General features: G+C 48.7%; 16 protein-coding genes and 1 other annotated feature. All 16 genes read right to left on the bottom strand.

The genetic code is table 11. The features are described 5' to 3' along the window. Positions 1-6: 6 nt before the first annotated feature. On the bottom strand, positions 7-153 hold the full coding sequence (gene rpmG, locus BBB58_RS02800; protein ID WP_012727693.1) for a 50S ribosomal protein L33: 147 nt from the start codon (positions 151-153) through the stop codon (positions 7-9). A gap of 128 nt (positions 154-281) precedes the next feature. Beyond that, positions 282-923, bottom strand: coding sequence for an RNA polymerase sporulation sigma factor SigH (gene sigH, locus BBB58_RS02795; RefSeq protein ID WP_012727694.1), 642 nt, complete (start codon positions 921-923; stop codon positions 282-284). 209 nt (positions 924-1,132) lie between these two features. Further along, positions 1,133-1,672, bottom strand: coding sequence for a YacP-like NYN domain-containing protein (locus BBB58_RS02790; RefSeq protein ID WP_012727695.1), 540 nt, complete (start codon positions 1,670-1,672; stop codon positions 1,133-1,135). Further along, positions 1,669-2,418, bottom strand: coding sequence for a 23S rRNA (guanosine(2251)-2'-O)-methyltransferase RlmB (rlmB, locus tag BBB58_RS02785; protein ID WP_031421850.1), 750 nt, complete (start codon positions 2,416-2,418; stop codon positions 1,669-1,671). Before rlmB ends, BBB58_RS02790 begins: the two co-directional genes overlap by 4 nt. Positions 2,419-2,527: 109 nt before the next feature. After that, positions 2,528-2,932 carry a Mini-ribonuclease 3 gene (locus BBB58_RS02780; RefSeq protein WP_074035355.1) on the bottom strand — a complete coding sequence of 135 codons (405 nt, stop codon included), beginning with the start codon at positions 2,930-2,932 and terminating at the stop codon, positions 2,528-2,530. Beyond that, positions 2,929-4,326, bottom strand: coding sequence for a cysteine--tRNA ligase (gene cysS, locus BBB58_RS02775; protein WP_074035353.1), 1,398 nt, complete (start codon positions 4,324-4,326; stop codon positions 2,929-2,931). Before cysS ends, BBB58_RS02780 begins: the two co-directional genes overlap by 4 nt. After that, entirely contained in the window at positions 4,295-4,984 is a 690-nt protein-coding gene (cysE, locus tag BBB58_RS02770; protein ID WP_074035352.1) for a serine O-acetyltransferase, read from the bottom strand. Before cysE ends, cysS begins: the two co-directional genes overlap by 32 nt. 51 nt (positions 4,985-5,035) lie before the next feature. Next, positions 5,036-5,243, bottom strand: a binding site (T-box leader). Further along, positions 5,243-6,700: a glutamate--tRNA ligase gene (gene gltX, locus BBB58_RS02765; protein ID WP_208606723.1), complete on the bottom strand. Its 1,458-nt coding sequence runs from the start codon at positions 6,698-6,700 to the stop codon at positions 5,243-5,245. Its footprint overlaps the feature before it by 1 nt. Before the next feature lie 45 nt (positions 6,701-6,745). After that, positions 6,746-7,219: a 2-C-methyl-D-erythritol 2,4-cyclodiphosphate synthase gene (gene ispF, locus BBB58_RS02760; RefSeq protein WP_012727701.1), complete on the bottom strand. Its 474-nt coding sequence runs from the start codon at positions 7,217-7,219 to the stop codon at positions 6,746-6,748. Continuing rightward, positions 7,216-7,896, bottom strand: a complete 681-nt coding sequence (gene ispD, locus BBB58_RS02755; RefSeq protein WP_012727702.1) for a 2-C-methyl-D-erythritol 4-phosphate cytidylyltransferase — start codon at positions 7,894-7,896, stop codon at positions 7,216-7,218. Before ispD ends, ispF begins: the two co-directional genes overlap by 4 nt. Positions 7,897-7,951: 55 nt before the next feature. Continuing rightward, the gene (locus tag BBB58_RS02750) at positions 7,952-9,016 is read right to left on the bottom strand and encodes a PIN/TRAM domain-containing protein (RefSeq protein WP_012727703.1); all 1,065 of its coding nucleotides are present in this window, start codon (positions 9,014-9,016) and stop codon (positions 7,952-7,954) included. 80 nt (positions 9,017-9,096) lie between these two features. After that, the gene (gene radA, locus BBB58_RS02745; protein ID WP_143180213.1) at positions 9,097-10,506 is read right to left on the bottom strand and encodes a DNA repair protein RadA; all 1,410 of its coding nucleotides are present in this window, start codon (positions 10,504-10,506) and stop codon (positions 9,097-9,099) included. A 56-nt stretch (positions 10,507-10,562) separates the two neighbouring features. After that, entirely contained in the window at positions 10,563-12,998 is a 2,436-nt protein-coding gene (locus tag BBB58_RS02740) for an ATP-dependent Clp protease ATP-binding subunit (RefSeq protein ID WP_012727705.1), read from the bottom strand. Positions 12,999-13,022: 24 nt separating this feature from the next. Further along, complete coding sequence (locus tag BBB58_RS02735) at positions 13,023-14,066, bottom strand: protein arginine kinase (protein WP_074035346.1); 1,044 nt, start codon at positions 14,064-14,066, stop codon at positions 13,023-13,025. Then, positions 14,066-14,500 (bottom strand): UvrB/UvrC motif-containing protein, encoded by a 435-nt coding sequence (locus tag BBB58_RS02730; protein ID WP_074035342.1) that lies wholly within the window; start codon positions 14,498-14,500, stop codon positions 14,066-14,068. Before BBB58_RS02730 ends, BBB58_RS02735 begins: the two co-directional genes overlap by 1 nt. 5 nt (positions 14,501-14,505) lie before the next feature. After that, positions 14,506-14,982, bottom strand: coding sequence for a CtsR family transcriptional regulator (locus BBB58_RS02725; protein WP_074035340.1), 477 nt, complete (start codon positions 14,980-14,982; stop codon positions 14,506-14,508). Positions 14,983-15,143 lie beyond the last annotated feature (161 nt).

Below are 15,143 nucleotides of genomic sequence, written 5' to 3'. Positions count from 1 at the left end.
TCTACGTTACTTTGATTCCCGATGCAGCGTATGCGCGTTACAGCGGCGACAAAACTTCTTCATTTCAAGCCGTGTCGACACGCCGTCTTTTTTTGTCGTCGAGTACTCTCGAGACCCGCATTCTGAGCAAGCGAGACTTACTTTCTTTGCCATTCATAAGCGCCCCTTTCGACTACTCTCTCTTAAAAAAGAGCGAAAAAAAAACGCCTCCTGTAAATGGCGTCTACGGACAAGGCGCTGCTTTTAAAGTATCACATAGGAGGCACGCGGTCAATAATCGGTTAGCTCGTGAGCATCCGGACGTCGACATGACGCTCGAATTTCTTCTTCACGCGCTGTAACGCATTATCGATCGATTTGACATGACGATCGAGGTCGTCTGAAATCTCTTGATAAGAGCGCCCGTCTAAATAAAGACGCAAGACTTTCCGTTCGAGGTCACTCAAGATCTCATCCATCTTCGCTTCCATGAACGACTGTTCTTCCTGTGTCACGATTAATTCTTGTGGGTCAGTCGGATGTGGTGGCAAGATGACATCGAGCAACGTCCGGTCAGACTCTTCATCAAAAATTGGTTTATCGAGTGACACATATGAATTGAGCGGAATATGTTTTTGGCGTGTCGCCGTCTTGATTGCCGTGATCATCTGGCGGGTAATGCACATCTCGGCAAAGCTTTTGAATGACGCAAGTCGCTCGTCTTTATAATCACGCACACCTTTATAAAGGCCGATCATCCCCTCTTGGACGATGTCCTCATGATCTGCACCAATCAAAAAGTATGAACGTGCCTTCGCCCGCACAAAATACCGGTATCGTTCAATCAAAAACTCGAGCGCGTCGCTATCCCCTTCGTTGCGCGCCAATAAGACCAACTCTTCGTCTGACATTTTTTCAAACTGTTCGTACGGCCATCCGTTCATGCTCGTTACCCCCCGGCGATTGATCCTGAACTATGTAAGGTTGTGTCCCATTATAGGGCTCCCTACTCCTATGCGTCAAACAAATTTCTAAAAATTCCGTCAATTGAATACTGTGTAACTCATATATGTAATAGTATACAACATTCCTTTGCAAAAAAATGTCAAAATCGAAACAAAGACGAGTCCATTTCATGAACTCGTCCGTGATTTCAATCACCTTTTGATTTGCGACGTCGCATTTCTTCAAACTTTGCTTGAATATGTGGTGGAATATCAATCGTCTTCCGATTTGCTTGTTCTTTCTCTAGCGACACGCGCTGTTGCTCAATCAGTGTTTTCGCATGCTTCCAATCTTTCAACAGTTCGGTTGCCGGAACGCGCAATGCGCCTTGACCAAAGATGACCCACTGCTCCGTGAAATCGTTCGTCGCAACGAATAATGTAATGAGCCGGTCATCCACTAATTCATGGGCACGCCGCTCAATCCATTCGTCCGCTGTCTCATTTTCTTTCGTATAGACAACGTCGACCCGACTCCGCTTCTCTTTGGATTCACGACCATATCGCATGTGGGCGTCAAACACGATGGTGACCTCTTTGCCGGACACAGCCTGATATTCTGCCATCGCCTCAATCAACAGATTCCGTGCTTGTTCAAAATCTACGTCGCGGAGACTTCTCAAGTGAGGCCACGCGCCGATGATATTATATCCGTCGACAAGAAGGAGCTCGCGCTTCAGGATACTCATGCCAATGGATGACGTGAGCGATGCACCTCATACAGGAGGAGCGCCGCTGCAACAGATGCATTGAGTGACGTGACATGACCGACCATCGGTAAATGAACAAGGAAGTCGCACGATTCGCGCACGAGTCGGCTCATCCCCTTGCCCTCACTTCCAATGACCACAACGAGTGGCATATTTCCATCCAATCGACGATAGTCCTGACTTTCTTTCGCATCGGTCCCGACGACCCACAATCCTTTTTCCTTCAACTCTTCAAGTGTCCGTGTCAAGTTCGTCACACGCGCCACCGGAATATGCTCAATGGCCCCGGTCGAGGCTTTGGCAACCGTTTGAGTCAAACCGACCGAGCGACGCTTCGGAATGATGATCCCATGTGCGCCAACGGCATCGGCGGTCCGTAGAATCGAACCGAGATTGTGCGGGTCTTCGAGCTCATCTAGCAAAATGAAGAGCGGTGTCTCCTCTTTTGAAGCTGCGAGAGCGAACATGTCTTCGACTGTTTTGTATTCATAAGCCGCAACCGCCGCAACGACTCCTTGGTGATGTTCACTGCCAGCCATCTTCTCAAGTTTCGTTTTTGGGACGAATGACACTTGGACCGATGCTTCGTTCGCCATCGCGATGATTTGAGCGAGTGGTCCCTTTTGCTGACCTTCCATAATGAATACTTTATTCATATCACGACCACTTCGCAGTGCCTCGAGTACCGGGTTACGACCGTAAAGGAAGTCAATCCCTTCCTCCATCACATCGACTTCCTTATAGTCAGGGCGTTCTGCCTTTTGGCGACGCGTGCGATCTGGTCGTTCCCCACGAGGGCGGTCAAACGTTCGTTTCTCCGCTCCCCGATTTCCGTCATGTCGTTTCGGTCGACTCGGCTTCGAGTCGTTCGAACGCTTGTTTGATGAGTTCTTCAAGACGATCCCTTCTTTCTGTCAAATAGATATACCCAATCAGTGCCTCAAACGCCGTGGAATAACGATACGTGTGCACATCGACCCGTTTCGGAACCGATCCTGATTTCGCATTCTTTCCACGTCTGACGACAGCCTGTTCCTCTTCCGTCAACGCATCCGTCTCTAACCAAAATGTCACGACGCTCGCCTGCGCCCGTGCATTGACGTAGCGGACCGCGCCCCGGTGCAAGTCATTCGGGCGCGTCAATCCTTTCTCGAGCAGGCGTCTCCGTACAGCCATTTCGTATACCACGTCTCCCATGTAAGCGAGCGCAAGGGCATTCATTTGTTTCGGTTGCATCATAACCGCTTCCACCGAACCCCTTGGGCCGTGTCTTCGAGTTGGATGTTTTGTTCTTTTAGTAAATCACGAATCTCGTCAGCCCGGGCAAAATTACGTGCCGCCCGTGCGTCGTTCCGTTCTTGAATCAATTGGTCGATCTCGGCATCCAATAGTTCTTTTTCTTCTGCCAACGTCAAGCCGAGGACACCCGTCAATTCATCAAATAGCGACAGGACCTGTTCTAGCGTCGCTTTTGCCACATGATCGGCCTTCGCATAAATGTTCGCTTCCCGTGCCAAGTCAAAGAGGACGGTCACGGCGTTGGCCGTATTGATATCATCATCCATTGATTCGATGAAAGACGCTTTGATGGATTCAAGCTTCCGTTCCATCGACTCGCTCGCCTCTCCAAGTCCAGCCGTTACCGACAAGCGATATTCAATATTTTGATAAGCTTCCTTGATTCGGCTCCAGCCGTTCGCCGCTTGTTCAATCAATTCTCGGCTATAGTTGATCGGATGACGATAATGGACAGACAACATGAAGAAGCGCAGGACCATCGGGTCGACTTCTTTCAACGCCTCATGGACGAGGAGGAAGTTTCCGAGCGACTTAGACATCTTCTCATTTTCAATGTTAATGAAGCCGTTATGCAACCAATAGTTGGCGAACTTCGCATGGTTGCAAGCTTCTGACTGAGCAATCTCGTTCTCGTGGTGTGGGAATTTCAAATCATGCCCGCCCGCGTGAATATCAATTGTTGTCCCGAGATGTTTTTTCGCCATCGCCGAGCATTCGATATGCCAGCCCGGACGTCCTTTGCCCCACGGACTATCCCATGATGGTTCATCCGGTTTAGCCGCTTTCCATAAGACGAAGTCGAGCGGGTCTTCTTTCTTCTCCCCGACATCGACACGTGACCCGGCCCGCAAATCTTCAATCGATTGCTGACTCAATTTTCCGTAAGTCTCAAACTTCTTCGTCCGGAAATACACGTCTCCTTCTGATTCATAAGCGAACCCTTCCGTCTCTAATTGACGAATGAATTCGATGATTTCTACCATCGTATCGGTAACACGCGGATGCACGTCTGCCGGTTGAACGTTAAGTGCCCCTGTATCTGCTAAATACGCCTCGATATAGCGATTCGTCAGCGTCTCCGTGTCTTCTCCTAATTCATTCGCCGTACGAATGATCTTGTCATCCACGTCTGTGAAGTTCAAGACGTATTTGACCTCGTACCCACGATACGTCAAGTAGCGACGAACCGTATCGAAGGCGATCGCCGGACGGGCGTTTCCGACATGAATGTAGTTGTAAACGGTCGGACCGCATACGTACATCGATACTTTACCCGGAACAATCGGGACAAACGGTTCTTTTTTATTCGTGAGACTGTTGTACAGCTGAATCATGTGTCTTCTCCTCCATCCGCTTTTCAAGCGTTGCTAATTTTTGTTGTAGTTCATCCACTGCCGCTTCTAAGCGTTCTTGGCATTCGCGGTCCGGATCTGGGAAACGATGATCTAGATCATGTTGCTTCACACGCTTACCGTTTCGGATGACGACACGACCTGGAATTCCGACCACGGTCGAATCAGACGGCACATCGTTCAATACGACCGAGCTCGCTCCGATTTTGACGCAATCGCCGACCGTGATGTTACCAAGTACTTTCGCCCCCGCTGAAATAAGCACGTCACTCCCGATTGTCGGGTGACGCTTCCCTTTCTCTTTCCCCGTTCCACCCAGGGTGACGCCTTGATAGATAGTGACGTCATTCCCGATAATCGCCGTCTCACCGATGACGACACCGAAACCGTGATCGATGAACACGCGGTCCCCAAGCACCGCCCCCGGATGAATTTCAATCCCGGTCAACCAACGACTGAATTGGGCTAATAATTTGGCCACCAGTTTCATGTTACGTTTCCATAATCCGTGCGCGATGCGATGTGCCCATATGGCGTGAAGGCCTGGGTAAGTCAGTGCCACTTCTACTTTCGAACGAGCGGCAGGGTCTAGTTCCAGGACAGTCCGCAAGTCTTCGCGTACACTGCTCCAAAATCCCATAATCGATATCTCCTTTTCTTATACAAAAACAAAGACGCCCCTGTGCCAAGGCACAGAGACGCCGTAAGCGCGGTTCCACTCTGTTTGGGAAAATGCGTTCCCCTCTCAAGTCTCGTTAACGCCGAGTCACGGTCTCGACTACATATCACCGAGACGGCTCAGAGGTGCACTTCTTCGGGGGACACATCTAGAACTCCCAGCCTAGGTTCTAGTCTCTGCAACGTGTCGTACCGCTTACTTTCCTCATCAATGCCTTTATTACGCTAATAGAGTTGTCAGACGCTTCAACACACGCTCTTTTCCGATTAACGAAATGGCGTTCGGGAGTTCTGGTCCATGTGTTTGTCCTGTCGTCGCGACACGGATTGGCATGAACAAGTTTTTCCCTTTTTGACCGGTAGCTTTTTGCGTCGCTTTTGTCGCCGCTTTAATCGCTTCCGGAGTGAAGTCTTCGATTGCTTCGAGCTGCTGTTTGAACTCTGCAAGAACAGCAGGTACCGTTTCACCTGAAAGGACAGCGTTCGCTTCCTCGTCATACTCGATTTCATCTTTGAAGAACAAGTCTGTCAACGCGACGATTTCTGCTCCGTGCGTCATTTGTTCTTTATACAATGCAATCAAGTTTGTCGCCCAATCCGCTTCCTCAATAGATACCGCCTCGGGTAATCGTCCTGCTTCTTGTAAGAATGGTAAACTGAGTGCCACCACTTCGTCAAGCGTGGCCTTCTTCATGTATACACTGTTGATCCAAGAAAGTTTTTGTTGGTCAAAAACTGCCGGACTCTTCGACAAACGTTTCGCATCAAACATTTCAATGAACTCTTCTTTCGAGAAGATTTCTTCTTCCCCGACGGGTGACCAGCCAAGGAGCGAAATGAAGTTGAAGAGCGCTGCTGGCAAGTAGCCGAGATCCGCATATTGTTCGATGAACTGAATGATCGATTCGTCCCGTTTTGATAACTTTTTATGTTGGTCGTTGTAGATGAGCGTCATGTGACCGAATTCAGGATAGTCCCAACCAAGTGCGTCATAGATCATCATCTGTTTTGGTGTGTTCGCGATATGGTCGTCCCCGCGCAACACGTGACTGATCTTCATCAAATGGTCGTCCACGACAACTGCGAAGTTGTACGTTGGAATGCCGTCCTGTTTCACGATGACCCAGTCACCGAAATCTTTCGATTCAAACGAGACGTCTCCTTTGACGACATCTGTCCATTTATACGTCACGCCTTCCGGCACACGAATCCGAATAGACGGTTTACGCCCTTCCGCTTCAAACGCTTCACGTTCTTCAACAGTGAGGTTACGGTGCGCACCCGAGTAACGTGGTGCCTCCCCACGTGCGATTTGTGCTTCACGCTCTGCTTCAAGCTCCTCCGAGGTCATGTAGCATTTATAAGCAAGGCCTTTGCTCATCAACTCATTGACGTATTTCTCATAAATCGCAAGACGCTCCATTTGGTAATACGGACCGTAGTCTCCGTCACGCCCTGGACCTTCATCCCAGTCGATGCCGAGCCATTCCAAGTATTTCATCTGACTCTCGACACCGTTCAACACATTCCGTTTCTGGTCAGTGTCTTCAATCCGAAGAATCATTTTTCCGCCAGCATGGCGAGCAAATAAGTAGTTAAACAACGCCGTCCGCGCATTTCCGATATGGAGATGCCCCGTCGGACTAGGCGCATAGCGTACACGCACTTCACTCATAATAGTTCCACCTTTCTTCTCTTCTGCCCAAATAGTATACCATTTCTGTCAAGCCCGGTTGAGTAAGATGACCGCTTGCGCCGCAATCCCTTCTTCGCGTCCCGTGAAGCCCAGTTTCTCCGTCGTCGTCGCTTTCACGTTCACCTGCTCGATGTCCGCCTCAAGAAGTTCGGCAATGACCGCGCGCATCTCATCAATGTAAGGACGAAGTTTCGGACGTTGAGCCATGACCGTCGCATCTACATTTCCGAGAACGTAGCCTTGATCTTTCACGAGCTGCCAGACGTGACGAAGCAATACTTTCGAATCTGCATCTTTAAATTCCGGATCCGTATCCGGGAAGTGTTTCCCGATATCACCTGCCGCAATTGCTCCAAGTGCCGCATCCGCAATGGTATGGAGTAACACGTCCGCATCAGAATGACCGAGAAGTCCACGCTCATGTGGGATTTCGATTCCCCCTAAGATTAACGGACGTCCTTCTGCAAATGCGTGTACATCAAAGCCTTGACCAATTCTCATTGTAATTCCTCCTTCGCTAAAATCGCGTCGCCGAACAATAAATCTTCGGGCGTCGTCATTTTGATGTTGTGATAGTCCCCAAGGACCACTTGTACCGATTCGCCGAGCCACTCAAACAAACTGGCATCATCCGTTCCCATCACCTGTTGTTCGACCGCTCGTTCATGTGCCGCCAAAATCGCTTTCGCCTGAAAGGCTTGCGGCGTTTGTGCCAACCATAAGTTTTCACGGGGAACGGTGCGTTCGATGTGATGACGTTGAACTTGTTTGACCGTATCTTTAACGGGTACCGCCAAGATGGCACCACCTTGCAGTGCCGCTTCAGCCACTTGATGCAACTGTTCACGTTTTACAAACGGACGCGCACCGTCATGAATCATCACAATCGTATCGGGTGCAACAACCTTCAGTCCTGCATGGACACTCTGTTGTCGTTCTTCCCCCCCTGCTACGTATGTAACCGGCGTCTTCATCTGTGACGTCATCGCCTCGAACCAGTCACGTTCTTCTGGCCGGATGGCTAACACCATTCGTTCGCACCACGGATCGGTATCGAACGCCTGTAACGTCCAAGCAATAATCGGTTTGTCACGGAGCGTCAGCATCAACTTATTCGCATCCGCACCCATCCGCTTCCCTCTTCCCGCAGCCGGGATGACAACTGTATAAGCTACCATGTTAATACCTCTCTTCGTGAAAAAAGAGAGCGCTCTCGCGTCTCTTTTTGATCCGTTATTCCGGACGGGCAAAAATCATACGGCCTGCAGACGTTTGTAAGACACTCGTCACAACGACAGGAAGCGTCTTCGAAATCAATTTACGTCCGCCCTCCACGACAACCATTGTCCCATCCTCAAGGTAAGCAACCCCTTGATTCTGCTCTTTTCCTTCTTTAATAACTGTCACGACCATCTCTTCACCAGGAATGACAATCTGTTTGACGGCGTTCGCCAAATCATTGATGTTCAAGACCGGTACATTTCGTACCTCACACACTTTATTTAAGTTGTAGTCATTCGTAACAACAATCCCGTTTTTCAGTTCAGCTAGTTTAATCAATTTGATGTCGACTTCCGGTACGTCTTCGAAGTCTCCATCATAGATTTCAACCTGGATGCGCTTGTTCTCTTGTAGTTCCTTCAAGATGTCCAGTCCACGACGTCCACGATTCCGCTTCAACGTATCCGAGGAGTCGGCGATGTATTGCAGTTCGCCGATGACGAACTGGGGCACAATCAATGTTCCTTCCACGAATCCAGTCGTCGCAATATCCGCGATTCGACCATCGATGATGACGCTCGTGTCTAAAATCTTATCATTAGAGCGTTGGACTGGTTCAGCCGCAGGCTTTTCCCGTTCGCTCTTCACAAATAGTTTGATCCATTCGTTACGCTTCCGATAGCCGACCGCGAAACCAAAGTAACCAAACAGGGCCGTGACAAAAATCGGAACGATTTTACTCAGTAAGAAAATATTCGTGACTTCAAGCGATACACTAATCAAAAAGGCAATCAAGAGCCCGATGATGAGACCGATCGAACCGAATAAGATATCCCCTACCGGTAAACGGACGAGCCGTTCTTCGACAAAACGAATAAATGCAACAACACCATCTGTTAAGAATAAACTAAGAATGAAGAAGATAAGTCCACCAATCAAACTTGCTACGTATGGAATCGTTAACCACTCCGGCACATTCATGCCAAGGTCTGCTAATAAAAGCGTCGCTTCGATGATTCCGAACCAACCCACGACGAGTCCAATCAAAATAAATCCGATTCGTACAGCAATCTTCACTCATTCCACCTCCTTCTATATGAAATAAAATTTCAAAAAATAACACTTTCATTGTAACATGATTTTTTCAATCACGTTCGTTACAAAGCGTTAAAAACTGCCAGTGGCGACCCGTTAGAACGGAATCGCCAACTGGAGTGCTTCGTCCACTGTTCGACCCCGACGACTTCAATCCCTGCCGGAGCGGTCCATCCCCCCATGTTATTTTTCGGGATGATGGCCCGTGTAAAACCTAGTTTTGCCGCCTCGGCGACACGTTGCTCGATTCGGGAAACCCGTCGCACTTCCCCAGTCAATCCGACCTCACCGATGCAGACATCCGTCGGACGAGTCGGACGATCACGGAAACTCGAGGCAATCGAGATACAAATCGCAAGGTCAATCGCCGGTTCGTCCAGTTTGACGCCACCGGCTGCTTTCAAGTACGCATCCTGCGTCTGAAGCAAGAGACCGGAACGTTTTTCGAGCACGGCCATGAGCAGCGCGACTCGGTTTTGATCAATGCCCGTGGCCATACGTCTCGGGTTGCCGAACGATGTCGGAGAGATGAGTGCTTGGAGTTCCACGAGTACCGTCCGCGTACCTTCCATCGAGGCGACAACGGTCGAACCCGATACGCCCGCCGTGCGTTCCTCCAAGAATATTTCAGATGGATTAAGCACTTCCTCTAGTCCACTCTCTTTCATCTCGAAAATGCCAATCTCGTTCGTCGATCCAAAACGGTTTTTCACCGCCCGTAAAATACGGAACGTATGATGACGCTCCCCTTCAAAATAAAGTACCGCATCGACCATATGTTCAAGTAAGCGCGGGCCGGCAATCGACCCTTGCTTCGTCACGTGACCGACGATGAAGACCGCAATCCCTCGCGTTTTCGCAATTTTCATGAGGGCGGCCGTACATTCTCGAACTTGTGACACGCTCCCTGGCGCCGATTGAATCTCATCCATATATACCGTTTGAATCGAGTCAATGATGACAAATCCAGGTTGCTCCTCATCAATAACCCGTTCGATCATCAACATATCCGTCTCAGCGAGCACGAACAAGTCATCGGTCGGTAAACCGAGCCGTTCCGCACGAAGTTTTGTCTGTTTGAGAGATTCCTCCCCCGAGATGTATAACACCTTTTTACCACTATGGGCTAAGTGAGCGCTAACCTGTAACAGAATGGTCGACTTCCCGATTCCCGGGTCCCCGCCGACTAAAACGAGTGAACCTGGGACAATCCCACCGCCTAGGACACGGTCAAATTCACGACTATTCGTATGCACGCGCGTCTCTTCTTGTGAGACGACGTTCGCTAAGCGTTCCGGTTTCAATTGTCGCGATGAACTATGCACAAAGGCCGCTCCACGTTTGGCTTTCTTCTCTTCTACAAACTCTTCGACGAGCGTATTCCATTCATTACAACCCGGACAACGCCCCATCCACTTGGCTGATTCATATCCGCACGATTGGCAGACGTATTTCGTTTTAATTTTGGCCATAAGTTCCCTTCCTGTCTAAAAAAAGCTCCCTCTAAACGACGAGGGAGCTGAATGTTTTACTGAACTACACCTTCGTTACGAACGACGAACTCTCCATCTTGTACGTCGAGCGCAACTTTACTGCCTCTAGCGATTGTGCCGCCGAGCATTGCTTCTGAGAGGCGGTCCTCCACTTCCCGTTGAAGGGCACGACGGAGAGGACGAGCCCCGTATTCCGGATCGTAGCCGACATCGGCAATTTTATCGAGTGCCGCATCCGTCAAGCTGAAATCAACACCTTGTTCGGCGAGACGTTTCTTAAGTGTCTCTGCCATAAGTTTGATGATTTCTTGAATGTGCTCTTTTTGAAGTGAATGGAATACCGTGATTTCATCAATCCGGTTCAAGAACTCAGGTCGGAACGCTTTCTTCAATTCCTCGAGTACTTTGTCCTTCATTTCCGTATATTCACGTTTCACATCATCTTCCACTGTGAATCCTACATATTTGTTTCGTTGAAGCGCTGCGGCTCCGACGTTAGACGTCATGATGATGACTGTGTTTCGGAAGTCGACTGTGCGACCTTTCGAATCCGTCAAGCGACCGTCGTCTAACACTTGAAGCAAGATGTTGAATACTTCTGGGTGCGCTTTTTCGATTTCATCGAGTAGGATAACCGAGTAAGGTTTCCGACGCACTTTTTCAGTCAATTGACCGCCTTCTTCGTAACCAACATAACCAGGAGGCGAACCGACGAGACGGCTCGTCGCATGTTTTTCCATGTACTCGGACATGTCGATTCGAATGATGGCATCTTCATCGCCAAACATCGCTTCGGCAACTGCACGGGCGAGCTCTGTTTTCCCGACTCCGGTCGGTCCGAGGAAGATGAATGACCCGATTGGACGTTTCGGATCTTTCAATCCGGCCCGGGCTCGACGGATCGCACGGGAAATTGATTTCACCGCATCGTCTTGACCGATGACACGGTTGTGAAGAATCGATTCGAGTTTGAGGAGACGGTCTGTCTCTTCTTCGGCAATCTTCGTGACCGGTACACCTGTCCAGTTCGCAACAACTTGAGCGATATCTTCTTTCGTCACTTCAAGTTTTTCGTTACCTTGCTTGTTCTGCCATTCTGCTTTCAACTCTTCTAACTCATCGCGTAACTTCTGTTCCGTATCGCGAAGGGAAGCTGCTTTTTCAAACTCTTGGCTTTGTACGGCAGAGTCTTTCTCTTTACGAATCGATTCGAGACGGGATTCCAACTCTTTCAAATTCGGTGGTGCCGTGAATGAGCGAAGTCGTACTTTTGATGCCGCCTCGTCGACGAGGTCGATCGCCTTATCCGGCAAGAAACGATCGGAGATGTAACGGTCAGAAAGGACGACCGCCTCATGAATCGCCGTATCTGTAATTGTCACACGGTGGTGTGCTTCATAGCGATCGCGTAACCCGAGTAGGATTTGTTCAGCTTCTTCTGTTGTCGGTTCGTTCACTTGAATCGGTTGGAAGCGGCGCTCAAGCGCTGCATCTTTTTCGATGTACTTCCGGTATTCATCTAGTGTAGTCGCCCCGATACATTGAAGTTCACCGCGAGCCAATGACGGCTTAAGAATGTTAGAGGCGTCGATTGCACCTTCTGCACCACCCGCACCAATCAATGTGTGTAACTCATCGATGAAGAGAATGACGTTACCAGCTTGACGAATTTCGTCCATCACTTTTTTCAAGCGATCTTCGAATTCACCACGATATTTCGTGCCTGCGACAAGCGTTCCCATATCGAGCACCATGACGCGTTTGTTTCGAAGCGTTTCAGGTACCTCGTTGTTGATGATTTGCTGAGCGAGACCTTCGACGACCGCTGTTTTCCCGACTCCTGGTTCCCCAATTAGAACCGGGTTGTTCTTCGTCCGACGCGACAACACTTCGATGACACGTTGAATTTCGCCTGCGCGTCCGATGACCGGATCCAAACGAGACTCGCGCGCTTGTTGTGTCAAATCGCGTGCCAATCCGTCAAGCGTTGGTGTTGCGGCGCTCGCCCCAGGTTGCGAAGCATTTGAAGATGACTCCGTGTTCCCGAGAAGTTGCAACACTTGTTGGCGTGCTTTCGTCAAACTGATTCCAAGGTTATTGAGGACGCGTGCCGCGACCCCTTCTCCTTCACGAATCAATCCTAGAAGGATGTGTTCCGTTCCGACGTAAGAGTGTCCCAATTTCCGAGCCTCATCCATCGAGAGCTCAATGACCTTTTTCGCACGCGGTGTGTAATGAATTGTCGATCCATTCTCTGAACCACGTCCAATCAATGATTCTACTTCTTGTTGGATTTTTTCAGAGGTCAATCCGAGGGCGAAGAGCGCTTTTGCCGCGATTCCTTCTCCTTCACGAACCAATCCTAATAAAATATGTTCTGTACCAATATTATGATGGCCAAGACGTACGGCTTCCTCTTGTGCTAAAGCTAATACGCGTTGTGCTCGTTCTGTAAATCGTCCAAACATCATTGACATAACCTCCTTATAGTTGGATCAAACTAAGCCTTGATCTAACGTCCGACGAACAAGTGTCGCTCGTTCTCGATCCCGTTCTTGCGTAGATAATGTTTTCCCGAAATGTTTTTGTAGAAAACCTGATTGTAACCGAACGATGAGTTCATGGAACTTCGGCGGACTCCAATCAGACAAAATCCCTAAGTCACTCGCTAAATGTAAATCAGATAGTCGCTCAATGGCTTCCGTAGAAGAAAGAAGTTTGGCATATCGTAAAATACCATATGACCGATAAAACCGATCCTCTAACTCTTCTTGTCGATGTGCGATGAGCTCTTCACGCGCATGACGTTCTGCTTGAATCACTTGTTCTGTCACTTCCATAAAGTCAGCTAACAGTTGTGATTCATGACTGCCTAATGTCCGCTGATTTGACAGCTGGAACAACCGTCCTGCCGTATCGCTACCTTCTCCGTAACGACCTCGAATCGTATAGCCGAGTTTTCGAAGCTCTCGCAAAATGGGGCTGATTCGACCCGTTAACGTGAGACCCGGTAAGTGTAACATGACCGAGGCCCGGAGTCCTGTTCCGATATTGCTTGGACATGTCGTCAAGTAGCCTAACTGTTCGTCAAAGGCGTATGAGAGTGATTCCGCGCACAGTGCGTCTACTTGAGTCGCTAATTCAAACGCCTCTTTCACTTGATAACCTGGGAGTAAGGTCTGAATTCGTAAATGATCTTCCTCGTTAATCAACACACTGATAGTTTCATCTTCACTTAAAAAGACTGCACTTTCTTCGTTGGTCGCAATGGCCGGACTAATCAAATGTTTTTCCATCAATGCCTGTCGGGTGACTTCATCATAATCACGCATATGAAGATATTCAAATCCCTTTAACCCATGTAACCGTCCTTCGAGACGATCACATAGTTGACGTTCTCCTTCTTTAGAAAGGACTGGCGAAAATACAGTGTCTTTGACGTTACGTGCCAGTCGGATTCTTGTGGAGACAACCAGGTCATCCAATTTGGCACGCTCTTTCATTTTGGGACCAAGTGGATGTGTTAGGAACGTTTCCATTAGACATCACCTTGCCCTTCTAATTGCTTCATTTCTTTTTGAATGCGTGCTGCTCGTTCATAATCTTCTTGTTCGACAGCACGGGTCAACTCCCCTGCCAATTTTTCGAGCCGCTCTTCGATTCGTTCATGTGGTGTACGTAACTGGTCAGGGACCGAACCGATATGATGATCATGTCCTTGTTGATATTGACGTGTGATTTTAATCAGTTCATCACGAAATACGGTATAACACATAGCACATCCTGCTTTTCGTACACGCAATAAATCTTGACGCGTCATCTGACAGGTTGGGCAGCGCTTTACGACCGGCACATAGCCCGTCATAAGTTCTACCGTACATTGTCGACATAGCCGTTTTTTTACGGGTACGTCCTGTTCCATGACAACGACTTCATTGACAGCCGGTCGCTGTTTACAACGTTCGCATAGCATACGACTTACCCTCCATTACGATAACGAAGTACTTTCATCAGCGCGAGTAGTTGCTGACGTCGAATATAGGAGCGATCGTCAACTTGTAAGTTCAATGCTTCATCTGATAAGAGATGATAGATCAACTGCGCCTCTTGTTCGTGCATCATCTGTTCTTCAACCAATCGAATCAGAACATTTTCAACGAGCTGTTCGTTCAAACGTGGATGTTCATGAATGATATCCATCAAACTAGAGAGAACATCTTGCTTTTCGTGTAAAATAACGCGTCGAATACGAATATATCCGCCACCGCCACGTTTACTTTCTACTAAATATCCTTTTTCGACGGTAAAACGTGTGTTGATGACGTAATTGATTTGGGATGGGACACATTCGAATCGTTGTGCGATATCTTGACGTTTGATTTCAATTGCGTTTGCCTGACTTTCCTTCAAGACTTGCTTCAAATACTGTTCGATGACATCCGAAATATTTCTCATCTCCACCACCCTCTGACCATCTTTGACTTTTGACTATATTTTATCATTGATTTAAAAAAAGGCAAACGAAAAGCGATGCCTCTATGTCGAGAGCATCGCTAAAACAAAAAACGACCGAGCGTATGCTCGGTCGTCCTGCGTTGTTGCCTGGCAACGTCCTA

It is taken from the genome of Exiguobacterium profundum, from assembly GCF_001909285.1.
Taxonomy (GTDB): Bacteria; Bacillota; Bacilli; order Exiguobacteriales; family Exiguobacteriaceae; genus Exiguobacterium; species Exiguobacterium profundum.
The sequence above is the reverse complement of the archived record's forward strand: the minus strand, read 5'-3'. Positions and strand labels throughout refer to the sequence as shown.